The organism is Acinetobacter sp. GW821-FHT01C12, from assembly GCF_059422625.1.
In genome coordinates this window covers 1,019,997-1,035,321 of sequence record NZ_JBWKXD010000001.1, presented here as the reverse complement: position 1 = coordinate 1,035,321, position 15,325 = coordinate 1,019,997, and the positions used below count along the sequence as shown (strand labels likewise).

The 15,325-nt window shown below is 39.2% G+C and carries 12 protein-coding genes; 10 read left to right on the top strand and 2 right to left on the bottom strand.

Annotation, left to right across the window (positions count from 1 at the left end; genetic code table 11):
• The first annotated feature begins 5 nt into the window (after positions 1-5).
• The 10 genes from AC07WY_RS04935 to AC07WY_RS04890 all read left to right on the top strand — a co-directional run bounded on the left by AC07WY_RS04935 (position 6) and on the right by AC07WY_RS04890 (position 11,565).
• Complete coding sequence (locus AC07WY_RS04935; protein WP_494735833.1) at positions 6-533, top strand: nuclear transport factor 2 family protein; 528 nt, start codon at positions 6-8, stop codon at positions 531-533.
• 30 nt (positions 534-563) lie between these two features.
• Positions 564-1,841 carry an aromatic ring-hydroxylating oxygenase subunit alpha gene (locus tag AC07WY_RS04930; RefSeq protein ID WP_004721598.1) on the top strand — a complete coding sequence of 426 codons (1,278 nt, stop codon included), beginning with the start codon at positions 564-566 and terminating at the stop codon, positions 1,839-1,841.
• Between the two features lie 10 nt (positions 1,842-1,851).
• Positions 1,852-2,337, top strand: coding sequence for an aromatic-ring-hydroxylating dioxygenase subunit beta (locus tag AC07WY_RS04925; protein ID WP_004721595.1), 486 nt, complete (start codon positions 1,852-1,854; stop codon positions 2,335-2,337).
• Positions 2,338-2,348: 11 nt separating this feature from the next.
• Positions 2,349-3,086 carry an SDR family NAD(P)-dependent oxidoreductase gene (locus tag AC07WY_RS04920; protein WP_494735832.1) on the top strand — a complete coding sequence of 246 codons (738 nt, stop codon included), beginning with the start codon at positions 2,349-2,351 and terminating at the stop codon, positions 3,084-3,086.
• Between the two features lie 34 nt (positions 3,087-3,120).
• On the top strand, positions 3,121-4,074 hold the full coding sequence (locus AC07WY_RS04915; RefSeq protein ID WP_494735831.1) for a PDR/VanB family oxidoreductase: 954 nt from the start codon (positions 3,121-3,123) through the stop codon (positions 4,072-4,074).
• 65 nt (positions 4,075-4,139) lie between these two features.
• Positions 4,140-5,099 (top strand): p-hydroxyphenylacetate 3-hydroxylase reductase component, encoded by a 960-nt coding sequence (locus AC07WY_RS04910; RefSeq protein WP_419336227.1) that lies wholly within the window; start codon positions 4,140-4,142, stop codon positions 5,097-5,099.
• A 144-nt stretch (positions 5,100-5,243) separates the two neighbouring features.
• Positions 5,244-6,158, top strand: coding sequence for a transcriptional regulator FeaR (gene feaR, locus AC07WY_RS04905; RefSeq protein WP_034614190.1), 915 nt, complete (start codon positions 5,244-5,246; stop codon positions 6,156-6,158).
• Between the two features lie 208 nt (positions 6,159-6,366).
• Entirely contained in the window at positions 6,367-8,682 is a 2,316-nt protein-coding gene (gene tynA / locus AC07WY_RS04900) for a primary-amine oxidase (protein ID WP_494735830.1), read from the top strand.
• An 83-nt stretch (positions 8,683-8,765) separates the two neighbouring features.
• Positions 8,766-10,043, top strand: coding sequence for a hypothetical protein (locus AC07WY_RS04895; RefSeq protein ID WP_419280828.1), 1,278 nt, complete (start codon positions 8,766-8,768; stop codon positions 10,041-10,043).
• A gap of 34 nt (positions 10,044-10,077) precedes the next feature.
• Positions 10,078-11,565 (top strand): NAD-dependent phenylacetaldehyde dehydrogenase, encoded by a 1,488-nt coding sequence (locus AC07WY_RS04890; RefSeq protein ID WP_494735829.1) that lies wholly within the window; start codon positions 10,078-10,080, stop codon positions 11,563-11,565.
• Between the two features lie 175 nt (positions 11,566-11,740).
• Here AC07WY_RS04890 and AC07WY_RS04885 read toward each other — a convergent pair whose 3' ends face one another.
• Together AC07WY_RS04885 and pcaD are read right to left on the bottom strand one after the other, a co-directional pair.
• Positions 11,741-14,230, bottom strand: a complete 2,490-nt coding sequence (locus AC07WY_RS04885) for a penicillin acylase family protein (protein WP_494735828.1) — start codon at positions 14,228-14,230, stop codon at positions 11,741-11,743.
• Positions 14,231-14,518: 288 nt separating this feature from the next.
• Positions 14,519-15,316, bottom strand: a complete 798-nt coding sequence (gene pcaD / locus AC07WY_RS04880; protein ID WP_494735827.1) for a 3-oxoadipate enol-lactonase — start codon at positions 15,314-15,316, stop codon at positions 14,519-14,521.
• Positions 15,317-15,325 lie beyond the last annotated feature (9 nt).

Genomic DNA, 15,325 nt, shown 5'->3' with positions numbered 1-15,325 from the left:
ATGACATGAATAGCCAGATGGATTTGACCGTTATCCTACAACGCTTAGAGCAGCTCGAAGCGCAAAACGCGATACGTAATTGTATTCATCGTTATATGGAAATTTGTGATGGATTAAATGCCAAGACTGACCTCAATGAATTAATGGATTTATTTGATCAGGACAGTATTTGGGAAGGAGTTGGTGAGAAATATGCGCAATCTTTTGGTCACTATGCTTCATGGCAAGCCATTTTTGACATGTTTAAAAGTTATACCCAAACCGAATCACATTTTGTAATGAATGCGCATTTTGTCAGCTCAGAACAAATTTATATTGCCGGTGATCAGGCCAATGCAAGTTGGTTGATGTTGCAAACCTCGACCTTTCTCAATGGAGATAGCCATTTAAATGCCGCAAAACTCAGCGTGAAATTTAAACAGCAAACCGATGGTCTATGGAAGATCAAACATTTTCAGACTGAAAATATTTTTAGTCGCCCCGTGTCTCACTGGAACAGTACAGCGATATTGCCAGTACCGTCTCAGCAATAAGTTATGGATAAATTGAAAAGGATAATGGATATGAACAGTATTATTCCAATGCAGAATATTAACATTGATTACAGCGAGTTAGTTCAAAGTGATCGTGCGCATACCTCTTTATATAAAGATGCGCGTGTCTTTGATGATGAAATGGAAAAGATTTATTACAGCACTTGGGTTTGGGTGGCACATGCCAGTGAAATTCCAGATGGTGGTAGCTATAAAACCATTAATATCGGTAAGCAACCTGTGGTCGTTGTACGTGACCGTAAGAAAAAAGTCCATGTATTGCTCAATCGTTGTCGCCATCGTGCAGCAACTGTATGTGAACATAAAAAAGGCAAAACCAATAGTTTTGTTTGCCCGTATCACGGATGGAGCTATGCACTGGATGGTTCATTACGTGGTGTACCTTCACCTGAAAGTTATGGTGAATGTCTGGATAAATCAGAGTTTCCATTGATTAGCCTACGTGTTGAAGAATACAACGGTATGATTTTCGCCACCTTTAAAGACGATATTGAACCTTTAGCGGATTTCTTGGGCGCTGCGAAAAAATGGATTGATTTGTTTATGAAACAAGGCGCAGGTTATCCAATTAAAGTATTGGGTGAACATCGTTTCCGTTTCCCAGGCAACTGGAAAATCCAGCTGGAAAATACCACCGATGCTTATCATTTCCCCTTGGTACATAAGTCGTTCTTAAGTTCAGTCGATGAGAAGACTGAAGAGCTATTTAACTTTGAAAATCAACCTGGCTATGTTGAAGACTTAGGCAATGGTCACAGTGTCATGGTGATGATTCCTGAGCTGGTTGATTTAGATGAAGAGTTGATGGAACGTCCAATTCAGGAACGTTTTGAAGAGCTTGCTCAAGCGTTACGTGATGAAGGGCATGAAGAACTTGAAGTACGCCGTATTGTACGTGCTGTGGGTGGCTCTGGTTTTAACTTAAATCTGTTCCCGAACATTGCCTGTTCAATGGCTTTCTTCCGTGTTATGCAACCGATTTCAGTCAATGAAACTGAAATTCACCATTCCGTGATCACGATGGATGGTGGTCCACAGATTGCCAATCAATATCGCTTACGTCTACATGAACATTTCCAAGGTCCATTTGGTTTCGGTACGCCTGATGACTCAGAAGCGTGGGAACGTGTGCAACATGGTGCCAATGCTGGTCATGATTTATGGATCATGTTGAACCGTGGTTTACCCGGCGAAGTAAAAACTGAAGATGGCTTAAAGAGCGATGTCAGTGCAGAAACTGGAATGCGCGCTGCTTATCAGCAGTGGAAAAAGATGATGACGGCTTAAGGAGAGTAGCATGAATATGAATTTGCAATTATTAAATGAAGTGACTGCTTTTGTTTGGGCTGAAGCTGACATGTTAGATCACAGTGAATACCGTGAATGGCTCAATCTCTGGAATGAAAAAGGCGTGTATATCATTCCGATTGATCCGACGCTGAAGGATTATGAAAACAATTTGAACTATGCCTATGACAACAATCATATGCGTACATTACGGGTCGAACGTTTGGAAAATGGTGAAGCGATTTCGACTGCACCCAAAGCCAATACCGTCCGTAGCGTGTCACGTATCCGTGTCGTAAAAGATGAGGATGGTGAAATCATTTTACGTTGTGCACAAAACCTCCGTGAATTCCGTAAGGAAAGCTTAAAACATTACACCGCAGATGTGATTTTTCATTTGGTTCGTGATCCAGAACAAGGCTTTAAGATCAATCGTAAAATTATCAACTTAGTCAACTCGACCGATACTTTGGCGGGTATCAGTTACATCCTCTAGGAGCGCAAAAAATGAAACAGGTTGTTTTAGTCACGGGCGCAGCATCTGGTTTAGGGAATGTGATCGCCGAATATTTTGCAGCACAGGGGCATCAAGTGATTGTCTCTGCCAGCAGCTTAGAAAAGGCTGAAAATGCCAAAGCACGTAGTCCTAATGCGGAGAATATGTTTGCGTTAAAACTGGATATTTCAGTTGAGCAAGATTTTCATGCTGCAGTGCAGTGGATTCAACAAAAATTCAGCAAATTGGATGTGTTGATTAATAATGCGACGGTCACCAAGGCAACCCCTGTTTTAGAGATTACTGTAGCTGACTTTGACTGGATCACTCAAGTGAATCAGCGAGGAACCTTTCAAGCGTGTCAGATTATTGGCAAATATATGGCAGATCAAGGCTATGGCCGTATCGTCAATATGGCTTCATTGGCAGGGCAAAATGGAGGCACTGCAACAGGAGCACACTATGCTGCAACCAAAGGTGCAATTGTGACTTTGACCAAAATCTTTGCCAAAGAGTTTGCTGCTAAAGGCGTGACTGTTAATGCCATAGCGCCTGGGCCAATGGAATCACCGATTGTACACAGTGTGGTATCTGACGAAAAAATGGCGCAATTTATTCAAAATATCCCAGTCAAAGCATTAGGTAGTATGGAATTTATTGCTGAAACCTGTGCCTTGTTGGCAAGCCCAAGCGCTGCATTTGTCACTGGGGCGACGTGGGATATTAACGGTGGATTATTTATGCGTTAAGCCTTGGGCGAGATGCATAAAAGGGAGATAAATCATGGCTACACTCTATAACGTGGTTGTCAGAAACCGTCATGTAGAAGGTGGGAATGTTGCAGTCATGGAGTTTGAATCTGCAAATTCTGCCACATTACCAAAAATTGAAGCAGGTGCGCATATTGATGTGCACTTACCCAATGGTATGGTGCGTCAGTACTCACTATGCCAAAACCCAAAAGATGTTGGCATATTCCGACTGGGGATTTTACGCGATCCAGAATCGCGTGGTGGTTCAGTCTCGGCTTTTGATGATTTAAAAGATGGTATGCAAATACAGGTCAGCGAACCGAAAAACCTGTTTCCATTAGTCAAAGCCAAACATGCTGTACTGGTGGGTGGGGGGATTGGAATTACTCCTTTGATCACCATGGCCTATCAATTGGTACAAGAACATGCATCTTTTGAACTGCATTATTGCGGGGCAAGCCCAGAGCAATGTGCCTTTGTTGATGAAATTAGAAATAGTGTATTGGCGCCATTTACCACCTTTCATTTTAAATCGGAAGGGGCTAGCCATCGTGAGTTTTTTCAATCTGCCATTCAGGACATAGACAAAGCAAGCCATATCTATACCTGTGGTCCCAATGGATTTATGGATTGGGTGATTAATTTGGCATTGACGCAAAATTTTCCTGAGCAACAGATTCATAAGGAATATTTTCAGGTTGAGCTTGAAACCAACGGTGATGCATTTGAAGTTGTCGCTGAGCGTAGCGGCAAGATCATCATGGTTAATGCCGAAGAAACCATTCTGCAAGCACTGGCACGTGAAGGGATTGAGATTGAAATGTCTTGCGAACAGGGCGTCTGCGGAACCTGTATGTGCGATGTGATCGAAGGTGAGCCTGATCATCGTGATGTGTATTTTACTGATGAAGAAAAAGCCAGTAATGAACAAATACTAGTGTGCTGTTCCCGTGCAAAGTCAGCACGATTGGTACTGGATATTTAATTGCTTTTAACAGGATCAAGCAATTTCAGATACCGAGCTAAATAGGATAAAAGATTCAGGAGAGAATAATGAATTCATTAAAATCAATGGATGAAATCAAAATAGATCCAATGCAATTTAGACGGGCATTGGGTAATTTTGCTACTGGTGTGACCATTGTTACGGCACAAAATGAGCAAGGTGAGAAGGTTGGAGTCACTGCAAATAGTTTTAACTCAGTGTCTTTAGACCCACCGCTCATTTTATGGAGTATCGATAAAAAATCATCGAGTTTTTCTGTATTTGAGCAAGCTACGCATTTTGCGGTAAATATTTTATCGGGTTCTCAAATAGAGTTATCCAATAAGTTTTCCCGTCGCAATATCGATAAGTATGACGGTACAAGTTATCAGGTTGGTGCAGGTCAATCACCAGTTCTAGACCATTGTTCAGCAGTGTTTGAATGTGAACGACACGAAATTATTGAAGGTGGTGATCACTGGATTATTATTGGCAAAGTTGTTAAGTTTCATGATCAAGGGCGTAGTCCGTTGGTGTATCACCAAGGCGCGTATTCAGGTGTGATTCCTCATCCATTATTACAGCTCAAAGATACTGTAGAAGCAGAAGACTTAGGCGAATTACATCAAGGGCATTTATATAGTAATGTCTGCTATTTAATGAGTCGGGCGTTTAAATTTTATCAGACCGATTATATTCCGAAGCAGTTAATCACTGGATTTCGGACCAGTGAAGCAAGATTATTATTGGTGTTGGGCAGTGGTACCGCATCCAATAAAGCAGATTTACCACGTGATATTGCCATGCCGATGCGTGAGATCGAACAAGCTGCGCTTATCTTAAAAAAAGATGGTTTATTGATTGAAACGGATGGATTTTTTAAGTTAACGGAAAAGGGCAAGAAAACCGCACATTATCTGTTTGATATTGCCGATAGCCATCAAAATGAAGTTTTTGAAAAATATCCTGAAAATGAAAAGGAAATTTTTATTAAAATTTTAAAGGATATTGCGGGGATTGTATAAGGCTTAATAAGCTGATAGGTTGAAAGGGTCTATCAGCTTGAGACTATTCGCTATTTATGTAATAAACAAAAGAATTTATGAGCAAAAAGTATATTTAATATCGATTTTTGAACAGTTTAAACCGTAAAACAAGGAAGTGAGCGGATGAACCAGTATGTACGTGATGCACTAATAACTTGGACGCGTAATATCAAAAATGTGTGCGGTAATTTTGAAACAGATTTTGATGGTACCCGTGATTTGTTCATTGGCGAAGTCGAATGTTTTTTATTGGGCGATACTGAGATCGCTTTTATTAAAAATAATGCAAACAAAATTGTCCGAAAAGCGGATGAAATCGATCGAGTAAATAATCGCTTTTGTTTTTTGATTTTGCAGTATTCAGGCAAAATACAGTTGAACTATAAAAATGAAACCTTGAGTCTCAATGAGGGCGATATTGTATTACTCGATCCAGTTGAAACAATTTCTATGTTTCCACAAGGCTTAGTCAGTCAAATTTCTGTGCATCTGTCGCGGGAAAAATTGTTGAAAGAAAATATTAGTTCTGAATATTTTGGCAAACTCATTACGCAAAATATGAGTGGCTTTTTACTTAAAAATATTATGAAAAATATGTCTGCTGAAAACATTAAACTTTGGTATGCAACTGAAGATGGCAATGCTTTTGAAGATGCCTTGATTGCTTTAATCAAGCCGACAATTAATTATAAAAATATGCATGATTCAAATAATCTTATGGAAAAAGCCGAGCGCTATATTATTGAAAATTTAGCCAAACCTGATCTGACACCTAAGCTGATTGCTGAGCATATTGGTGTATCGCTACGGCATCTTTATCGATTATTTCTTCAAGAAAATTTATCGATTAACAAATACATACAGCTCAAACGCTTAGAAAAAATTAAAGCAGATTTGCTTGATAAAAAAAATAAGCAAAGCTCAATTACCCAAATTGCCTTGAAATGGGGATTTTGGGATGGCGCGCATTTTTCAAAAATCTTTAAAAAAAACTATGGTGTCTCTCCTAAAGAATTTAGAGAGCATGTGTTGACTTAAGTCTTTTGTTTTTTGATGTCACTTCTAGACAAGTTCGAGGTCATTCCTGAACAAGCTAGCCCCATGCAAGTGTGTTGAAATTAAATCGATGAGAACAGTTAGGAACGACTGAATAAACTTAAAAATATTCAGTTTATCTCACGAATTTCACACATAGGAATGTGCATTTAACTATCTGTCTTAGATAGTTTAGGGATAGATGAAAAGGATGAAACTGATGCATAAACAACGATTATTCAATGACATACAAAAAATATTGGCGCTTAACTTATCTATAGCTGCGAGCTTTTGGGGACTAAACACACAAGCTTATGCGCATGGTGGACAGGCAGAATTAGTCCCTTTATATCAAAACATGAGCGAGCAAGGCGCTAAAGTTGTAAAAGATGATTTTACCAATACGTATATGATCAGCAAAGGCTCTATAGTGGTGAGAGCTAAACCAAATTCAGATCAGGTTTTAGTCAATGGTAAACCGTTAAAGTTAAGTGTGCCATTAGTTATTAAAGAGGGTAAGCCTGTTATTGGCAAAGACTTTTTCAATGAAGTATTTCAGTCTGGCTTAGATCAAACATTTAAAATTGAAAACACGTTTCACCCACTCAATAGTTTAAGTACAGAAGAAATCAAAAAAACATTTGAAAGTATTAATCGCTCAAAATATGCCTATAAAAATATGCGTTTTGCCGAGTTAAAGCTGAAAGAACCTGAAAAAGCTAAAGTGTGGGATTATTTTATTAACCACAAAGACTATAAAGAAGACCGTATAGCATCTTTTATTTTATTAAAAGGTAATCAAGCGATTGAAGGTGAGGTGAACCTTCATACTCAGCAAGTTACAAAATGGAATGTATTAAAAGATACACATGGAATGATCCTGCTAGATAACTTCGAGACAGTCCAGCGTGTGATTGAGTCAAGCAAAGATTATCAGGAAGCTTTACGTAAACGAGGTGTAACGGATGTTAAAAAGGTTATTACCAATCCTTTAACGGTTGGATATTTTGGCGGTAAGGATGGTTTAGACAAACAACTGAACGTTTTAAAAGTCGTGTCATATCTAGATACAGGCGATGGCAATTATTGGGCACATCCTATTGAAAATTTAGTTGCTGTGGTTGATCTAGATAAAGAAAAAATTATTAAAATTGAAGAAGGGGCAATGATTCCCGTTCCGATGGCAGATCGACCTTATGCGACTAAAAATACGCAACCCCCGAAAATTAAACCACTGAACATTATTGAACCTGAAGGTAAAAACTTCACAATTACTGGACAGACTGTACATTGGGGAAACTGGTGTTTCCATGTTGGACTAGATTCTCGTGTTGGCCTACAGCTTTCAACCGTGACTTATAAAGATAAGGGTGTAAAGCGTAAAGTCATGTATGAGGGCAACCTTGGTGGAATGGTTGTTCCATATGGTGACCCTGATATGGGATGGTACTTTAAATCTTATCTAGACTCAGGTGAGTATGGTATGGGAACACTCACTTCATCGATTCAAATGGGAACAGATGCACCAGAAAATGCGGTTTTACTGGATGCTGTGATTGCTGACTATAAAGGGCAGCCCCAAGTTATTCCAAATGCGATCGCAATTTTTGAGCGATATGCTGGGCCTGAGTATAAGCATCAAGAAATTTTTGGTGATCAGGATGCAAGTGAAGCCCGCCGTGAGCTTGTAGTGCGTTGGATTAGTACGGTTGGAAATTACGATTATATGTTTGATTGGGTATTTGCTCAAAATGGTGTCATTGGAATTAATGCTGGTGCAACAGGAATTGAAGCTGTTAAAGGTGTTAAAGCGCGAACTATGCATGACAGTACTGCCAAAGAAGACACTAAATACGGCACGTTAATTGACCATAATATTGTTGGTACCACGCATCAACATATCTATAACTTCCGTTTAGATCTGGATGTTGATGGGGAAAATAATAGCTTTATGCATATGGACCCTGTCGTGAAGGTAAATGACAGAGGTGGTGTTCGTACAAGTACGATGCAAATTGACAGTCAGGTGATTAGCAATGAGCAAAATGCCGCTGAAAAGTTTGATCCGTCGACTATTCGTTTGCTAACCAACTTTAATAAAGAAAATAAACTTGGTAATCCAGTTTCTTATCAGCTGATTCCGTTTGCTGGCGGTACACACCCTGTGGCGAAGGGGGCAAATTTTGCCAAAGATGAATGGCTATTTAAACGCCTGAATTTTATGGATAAGCAAATTTGGGTGACGCAGTACAATGCCGATGAACGCTACCCTGAAGGTAAATATTCAAATCGCTCAACGCATGATACTGGTTTAGGACAGTTTATTCGTAACAATGACAATATTGAGAATAAAGACCTTGTGGTCTGGATGACGACAGGAACAACTCATGTAGCACGTGCTGAAGAATGGCCAATTATGCCAACCGAATGGGTTTATACCTTAATCAAACCGTGGAATTTCTTTGACAATACACCAACCTTGAATTTGGGTGATGAAAAAGAAAATACCCAGCATGAGCATCACTAAAGATGCCAATCAGCAAGTATGGGTAACCAATAAGTTACCCAAAACTTAGCGTCTTGTAGACCGTTCACAAAAAGGAATTTTGTATGAAAACGCTACTTTCTCAAGTGATGAGAGGGACTTTCTTTGTCTCAATTTTTTCAACTGTCTATGCAAGCGAAATAGAAATTAAACCGATTTTTGAAGTCACCTTGGGTGCTTTTAGCAGTGGGAAAAGTTATAACGGTGAAAATATAGCTGAGCAAAGAATAAATTGGCAAGAAGGGCATCTTAAATATGGTGCAAAAGGACAATACACATTGAATAACAACCAACTCTATGCAGGTTTGAGTGGGATTAGCTCAGCCACATTTGGAGAGGGGGATGCAGGACAAAATAGTAATGGTAAAGAACGTAAAACTGATGTGAATGAATGGGTCATTGGTTTTAAAGATGGTACTCATAAAGATCAATTGACTACATATGATTTAAGTATTGGTCGACAAAATATAATGATTGGGGACGGTTTTTTTATTGCTGGTGATGCATTAAACCTTGGAAAACTACCCGCAGATGGAGCATTAGACCGTGGAGGGGCCTATTATCTGGCGGCACGACGTAGTTTTGATTTTACCAGTCTGCTGCAATATAAATTGCAAGATCATACAACCTTAAAACTGGCCTATTTAAAATCGAATAATAAAGCACAATTTTCATCAGAACTCTTTGTAACTGATCTGATGTATCAGCTTAATGATAAAGGTATCGGATTTACTTACTTAAATGTATTAGATCTTGACGATGCCGAGCATATTTCAGGGCGGGAAGATCTTAAAAATTATGCTTTACGTTTGAATTATCAACTTTTACCAGAATTACAAATTAAATCTGAATTTGTTGTTCAAGACAAAAAGGAACACCAAGAAAATGCCGGTTATTTAGGACTGAACTATAACTTTTTATCCTCAAAATATACGCCTTCGCTAGGCTATCGCTTTAGTCGTTTTTCAGACCAATATGATCCCATGTTTTATGGAAATACCGTGGGATTCGGAACATGGTTTCAGGGGGAGGTTGCTGGAAACTATGCGGGTCCTTTCAATAAAAATGCCGATATTCATCAAATATCTTACATGATGAATTTAAAAGAAAATTTTATATTAGGTGCTTTGGCGCATAAGTTTAAAACAGTAAATAAAGCTTTAACAAATGTTGATGGACATGAGTTGGATGTGTTTTCGGTCTGGTCTGTAAATAAAAACGTTACCGTTATTCCGCTCATTGGGCTGTATAAACCGAAGCAAGATATCCATAGTGGCGGTACTCAAAACTATGATGATAAGACCAATCTATATGCTCAATTGATTTTGCAATATATCTATTAATTAAGCCCTTTAAAGTTAAGTGTGAGGAATAAAAATGAATGAAGTCAGAATATTAGATAGCGTACAAACTTTTTTGAATAGAGCGCATGGACATTTTATTGATGGGAAGTGGGTTGCTGCTCAACATTCAAATAAAGTTGATATTGTGAACCCCTCTACCGAACAAGTCATTGCTCAGATCAGTATCGCGAGTCAACAAGATGTTGTAGATGCAGTATCCAGTGCAGATCATGCTTTTCAAAATGCTTGGGCTGAAACGACACCGTATCAACGTGGTGTAAAACTGAATAAATTGGCAGATTTAATTGAGCAATATGCTGAGGAACTTGCGCAACTAGAGTCTTTGTCTACTGGAAAGTTAATTCATATTTCCCGTCATCTTGAAGTGGCGCAATCTATTATTTTTTTAAGATATTTTGCTGGTTGGGCAACCAAGATTCATGGTCAAACCATGCAACCCTCTATTCCTTCTACACAAGGTGAAAAATATACCGCATTTACCTTGAGGCAGCCTGTTGGGGTCGTCGCGGGTATTGTTCCGTGGAATTTTTCACTCATGATTGGCATTTGGAAAATTGGTTCAGCTTTAACAACAGGCTGTAGCATTGTGCTGAAACCCAGTGAATTTGCCAGTTTGTCATTGCTACGTTTAGCTGAGTTAGCAATTGAAGCGGGTATTCCAGCAGGTGTGATCAATGTTGTGACGGGTAAAGGCGAAACTGGGCAATATTTGATTGAGTCACCCTTGGTTAAAAAGGTTTCTTTCACAGGCTCAGTACCTACGGGGATTGCTATTGGTAAGCTTGCGATGAGCAGTGATTTAACTCGTGTTAGCTTGGAGTTGGGGGGTAAAAATGCGATTGCCATTTTGGCTGATGCAAATATAGATGAGATTTTACCTACCTTGATACAAGCAACTTTTGTGCATCAAGGCCAAGTATGTGCATCGCCAGAACGGTTTTTTGTGCATCAGACAAAATATGATGAGCTTGTTGCAAAGCTTTCTAAAGCATTATCTCAATTTAAAATTGGATCGGCGATGGATGAAAGCAGTATGTTTGGTCCGCTGTCTAACCGACCTCACTTTGATAAAGTAAAGCATTATTTAGATTTGGCCAAAGCCAATAATCAAATTATTGCTGGTGGAGATACTTTGCAACAAACAGGTTATTTTGTCGAACCGACTTTAATTTCTTTAAAAGCGATTGATGATCCATTATTTTTAGAAGAGACCTTTGGCCCTATTGTAGGATTAATGCCATTTGAAACGGATGAAGAACTCATTCAGCTGATGAATCATTCTCGATTTGGTTTAACCGCAAGTATTTGGACCAATGATTTGTCCAAAGCTTTGCGTTTAATACCGAAAATTGAAGCGGGTACTTTATGGGTCAATATGCATACTTTTTTAGATCCGTCGGTTCCATTTGGTGGTGTGAAAGCTTCAGGAACTGGTCGAGAGTTTTCAGATGCATTTATTGAAGATTTCACTGAATTAAAATCAGTGATGATTCGCTATTAAAAATGTGCATAGATATTTAAAAGTAGGTAGCACAGTCTAAAAAGAGTGGTATCGCTTCCAGTGATCTACTGATTGCGAATATAGGCTTGATAAGTTCTGAAAATATATAAGTTGAACAAGCTTTAAAATTTAAACAGCCCAATATATCTATATATTGGGCTGTTTCGAGTAAAAATTAATAGGTTAAAGTCATACTTTGTTGTGTTGCTTGATCAATTTGCTTTTGGCTTACTGCATCATCCTTACATTGATAGTTTTCAAATAATGGGAGCTGATCGGCAAAGTGTGCATCGGTCTTTCCATTGCGATGAATAAATCCACTTTGACCAGGTGCAAGAATTGAACACATGCTGACTTGATTGGGATTGAGTACCACTCTAAAGGTTGCACTCCCTGTATTCCCATAGGTGCTCAGCTGTTGTTGATGCGCCTGATCAGCCCATGGAATACCCACTGAGTTTTTGTTGGAAAATCCCATTGTGGCAACAGGAATTTTCCAATCATTGGGTTGGTCTGAATGATATTGTGTTGAAAGCTGAATTAAGGTGTTTTCCAAGGCAGTTAACACCACATCATCTGCTGATTGTCCTTTTAAGAAATCAACGGTTTGAGCAACGCTGGCTTGTTTGCCTTGCAGTGCATTCCAGATCAGTTTAGATGCATTCGCAGGTTGTGTACTCCGTGGGTCATTATTTACTGGGTAAAGGGTATCTGTATAACGCGCATAAATATTTTCAGATAGATTTGGTTTAAGCACCAATTCAATCATTTGATTGAGCCATGTACGCATAATTACAGGTGCTGCGCCTTGATAGAATTTAGCCTCACTGTCAGGACGAAGTTTGAAGTCCCAACTCGCCAATATCGGTGCGATTTTCTTTGCTAAAGGTGATGCGTTCGGGCTTTGCGCAGCTTTGACCATATAAGGAATAAAATAACGCGCATTCAGATCCGACCAAGCGCCCATTTTATTGATATCCCAAATGTCTTGTTGGCTTAATTTTGCTTTACTTTCTAGGGGTTCAATCAGTTCATTGACACGGTCAACATGAGAGAAGTTGGAGGAATCGGAACGTAAATCCGCATAAGCTTTATTGTTCCAACTGCTAATATAACCTTTTTCAGGGTTATAGGCTTTGGGATTATGTGAGAAATCATAGAAACCCTGCCATTCCATTGAGCCATCACCTTGAGCAGGCAGTTGAATATGCTGGTTTTCAGGGCGGATCGGTAAACGACCCAATGCAGCGACACCAATATTATTTTGGGTATCGGCATAAAACCACGTAATCGAAGCCGCGACACGTTTGGCTTGATCTAGGAATTCTTGCCAGTTGCTCGCTTTTGCTGCATTGGCCCAGCCCAATAAAGTTTCAATCTCTACACCTTCCCAGCTACGTTTTTGTGCATAGGCGGTATGATTTTTTTCATCCCATGTGCTGACAAAGCCTTGTTTACTTTGATACACATCTAAAACATGGTCTGGTTGATTACGAACTTTAATTTTGATCTGTTGATGTTCAAAGGGAATATAACTGCCTTGATAACGATACTGCTTTGAATTGCTCGGATTTAAGCTGAGTTGATATACGTCATTGGTATCAAGCGAACCGACAGTTGAACCCCAGGCAATTTTTCCATTGGTTCCAAATAAAATAGCAGGTAGACCGACAGGGGTAATCCCAGTGAGATTGTAGCCAGCACCATGTAACCCAACCGCATAAGTAATTGCAGGCGTGTACCAGCCTTGTTGAGGGCCATTATATAAAACCGTTTGGCCTTCTACCGTTTTATCTCCTGTGACCACCCAGGCATTACTGGCTGTAGGGACGCCATCAACCACACTTTTACCCAATGCTATACGTGCTTGAGCTAAATAGTTTTTGGCTGCTTGGTCTGAGATAGGCGCTATACCTTTTAACATGTGTTGCTGACGTGCTGAAACTTGTGGTTTTGCTTTAGATTGAATAATTGTAGGAGCACTCGGATCATCTAACCAACGTAATTGCTGATAAAATTTTAATCCTGTTTCTGGACCTTTTTCTTTTTGTAGTTGAGTCAGTAAATCTAAATTTGAGACTTCTGAACTGGCTGAAAAAAAGCGATTGAGAATTAAACCCACCCAGACCATTGCGATATCTTCTTGCTGCCATGTCGATGGTTTAAAGTCATAATCAATAAATTCTTTAGGCAACAGCTCTGGATTGGCCAAAACCTCTTGGACACGCTTATTAAAACCAGCAGCATAACCATCGAAAATGGCACGATCTTCAGGAGAAAGTTGGGCAATTTGTTGTTTAATCTGTTCAGGATTAAAACGACTATGGGTTGCAATATCATACTGTAGATAGTCAGGACCGAGCACTTCAGCAACAGTGCCTAAACCTGTACGTTTTGACATTTCCATTTGAAATAAACGATCAGTTGCGACTGCATAGGCATAGCCATAAAAAAGACCATAAGTATCCTTGGCATAGACATGCGGTGTGCCAAAATTGTCACGTTGAATCGTGACCTGTTTTTGCACTGGGTTTGATTCTAAACGAGAGGATGAACTACATCCTGCAAGCAATAAACAACTTAAAACACCTAATTTGATTAAGTGGTGTTTATCGCTCAGTTGATTATTTGAGGGGCTTTTTTTCAATTGAAATATCCTTTTCATTATTGTTGAGAAATAGAGTATTGGAAAATAAATGCTTTTAGATGTTTTCTAAAAACAGTAGATTTATCGATATGCAGGTCCTGATTAAATAAAATGATTGTTATTTTTATATGTAATTTTCTATTACTTTGTGGGTATATATTTATACTTTTAAATAAATACACTTAATTTTATCTCATCATTTTATTTTAAATATGCTTTATCAAGTCTTGATGAAATGCCAAAAAATAAAGGGATATGTTCTATCCCTTTATGCTGTTTCAAAAATTAAGTGCCAAAGATTAAGCGTCAAAGTTCAGTCGCAAAAATTGCTGAGAGAAATTTTTCAAGTGAAGCATTGAATGCTTCGGGACATTCAATATTTGAGATATGCGATGCTTGAATTTCTACAAGTTGGGATTGTGGAATGTGATGCTGCATAAATTGCCCATCTGCGACTGTAGTTACAGGGTCTTGCGCCCCTGCAATGACCAAAACTGGAATCGTGATATCTTTGAGTTGATTGCGGACATCCGCTTTAGCCAAAGCCTCACAACAATTGGCATAACCTATTGCGCTGCCAGCACTTAAGTCGTTACACAGATTATTGACAATTGCAGGATGACTTTGGATAAAGGGATCTGTAAACCAACGTGATGCAGCGGTTGCTGCGATGCTGGTTAAACCTTGTTCTCGGACTAGTTGAGCACGATCTAGCCATGCTTGTTCTTGTCCAATTTTTGCTGCGGTATTACTGATAACAACAGCATTAAATCGTTGTGGATAATGGATGGCTAACCATTGACCTGTTAATCCCCCCATAGAAATGCCACAGAAGCTGGCTTTTTCAATATTTAAATGATCCAGTAATCGAATCACATCTTCAGCCAATTGGGGCAATGTATAAGGACCTTGTGGCGCAGATGAAGAACCATGTCCACGGGTGTCATAGCAAATGACAAAAAAGCGTTCTTTAAAATAATTGAACTGCTTTTGCCACATGCCATAGTTGGTCCCTAAGGAATTTGAAAAGACCAGTGCAGGGGAGTTAGGGTTTCCAAAACTTTGATAATTAATTTGTGCATCCGCTGATTGAAAAGTTGGCATTGCTCGTTC

What these genes read in the sequence shown, in the direction of transcription:
- AC07WY_RS04935 (WP_494735833.1), top strand. Translation starts at nt 6, where the DNA reads ATGAATAGCCAGATGGATTTGACCGTTATCCTACAACGCTTAGAGCAG.
- AC07WY_RS04930 (WP_004721598.1), top strand. Translation starts at nt 564, where the DNA reads ATGAACAGTATTATTCCAATGCAGAATATTAACATTGATTACAGCGAG.
- AC07WY_RS04925 (WP_004721595.1), top strand. Translation starts at nt 1,852, where the DNA reads ATGAATATGAATTTGCAATTATTAAATGAAGTGACTGCTTTTGTTTGG.
- AC07WY_RS04920 (WP_494735832.1), top strand. Translation starts at nt 2,349, where the DNA reads ATGAAACAGGTTGTTTTAGTCACGGGCGCAGCATCTGGTTTAGGGAAT.
- AC07WY_RS04915 (WP_494735831.1), top strand. Translation starts at nt 3,121, where the DNA reads ATGGCTACACTCTATAACGTGGTTGTCAGAAACCGTCATGTAGAAGGT.
- feaR (WP_034614190.1), top strand. Translation starts at nt 5,244, where the DNA reads ATGAACCAGTATGTACGTGATGCACTAATAACTTGGACGCGTAATATC.
- tynA (WP_494735830.1), top strand. Translation starts at nt 6,367, where the DNA reads ATGAAACTGATGCATAAACAACGATTATTCAATGACATACAAAAAATA.
- AC07WY_RS04895 (WP_419280828.1), top strand. Translation starts at nt 8,766, where the DNA reads ATGAAAACGCTACTTTCTCAAGTGATGAGAGGGACTTTCTTTGTCTCA.
- AC07WY_RS04890 (WP_494735829.1), top strand. Translation starts at nt 10,078, where the DNA reads ATGAATGAAGTCAGAATATTAGATAGCGTACAAACTTTTTTGAATAGA.
- AC07WY_RS04885 (WP_494735828.1), bottom strand. Translation starts at nt 14,230, where the DNA reads ATGAAAAGGATATTTCAATTGAAAAAAAGCCCCTCAAATAATCAACTG.
- pcaD (WP_494735827.1), bottom strand. Translation starts at nt 15,316, where the DNA reads ATGCCAACTTTTCAATCAGCGGATGCACAAATTAATTATCAAAGTTTT.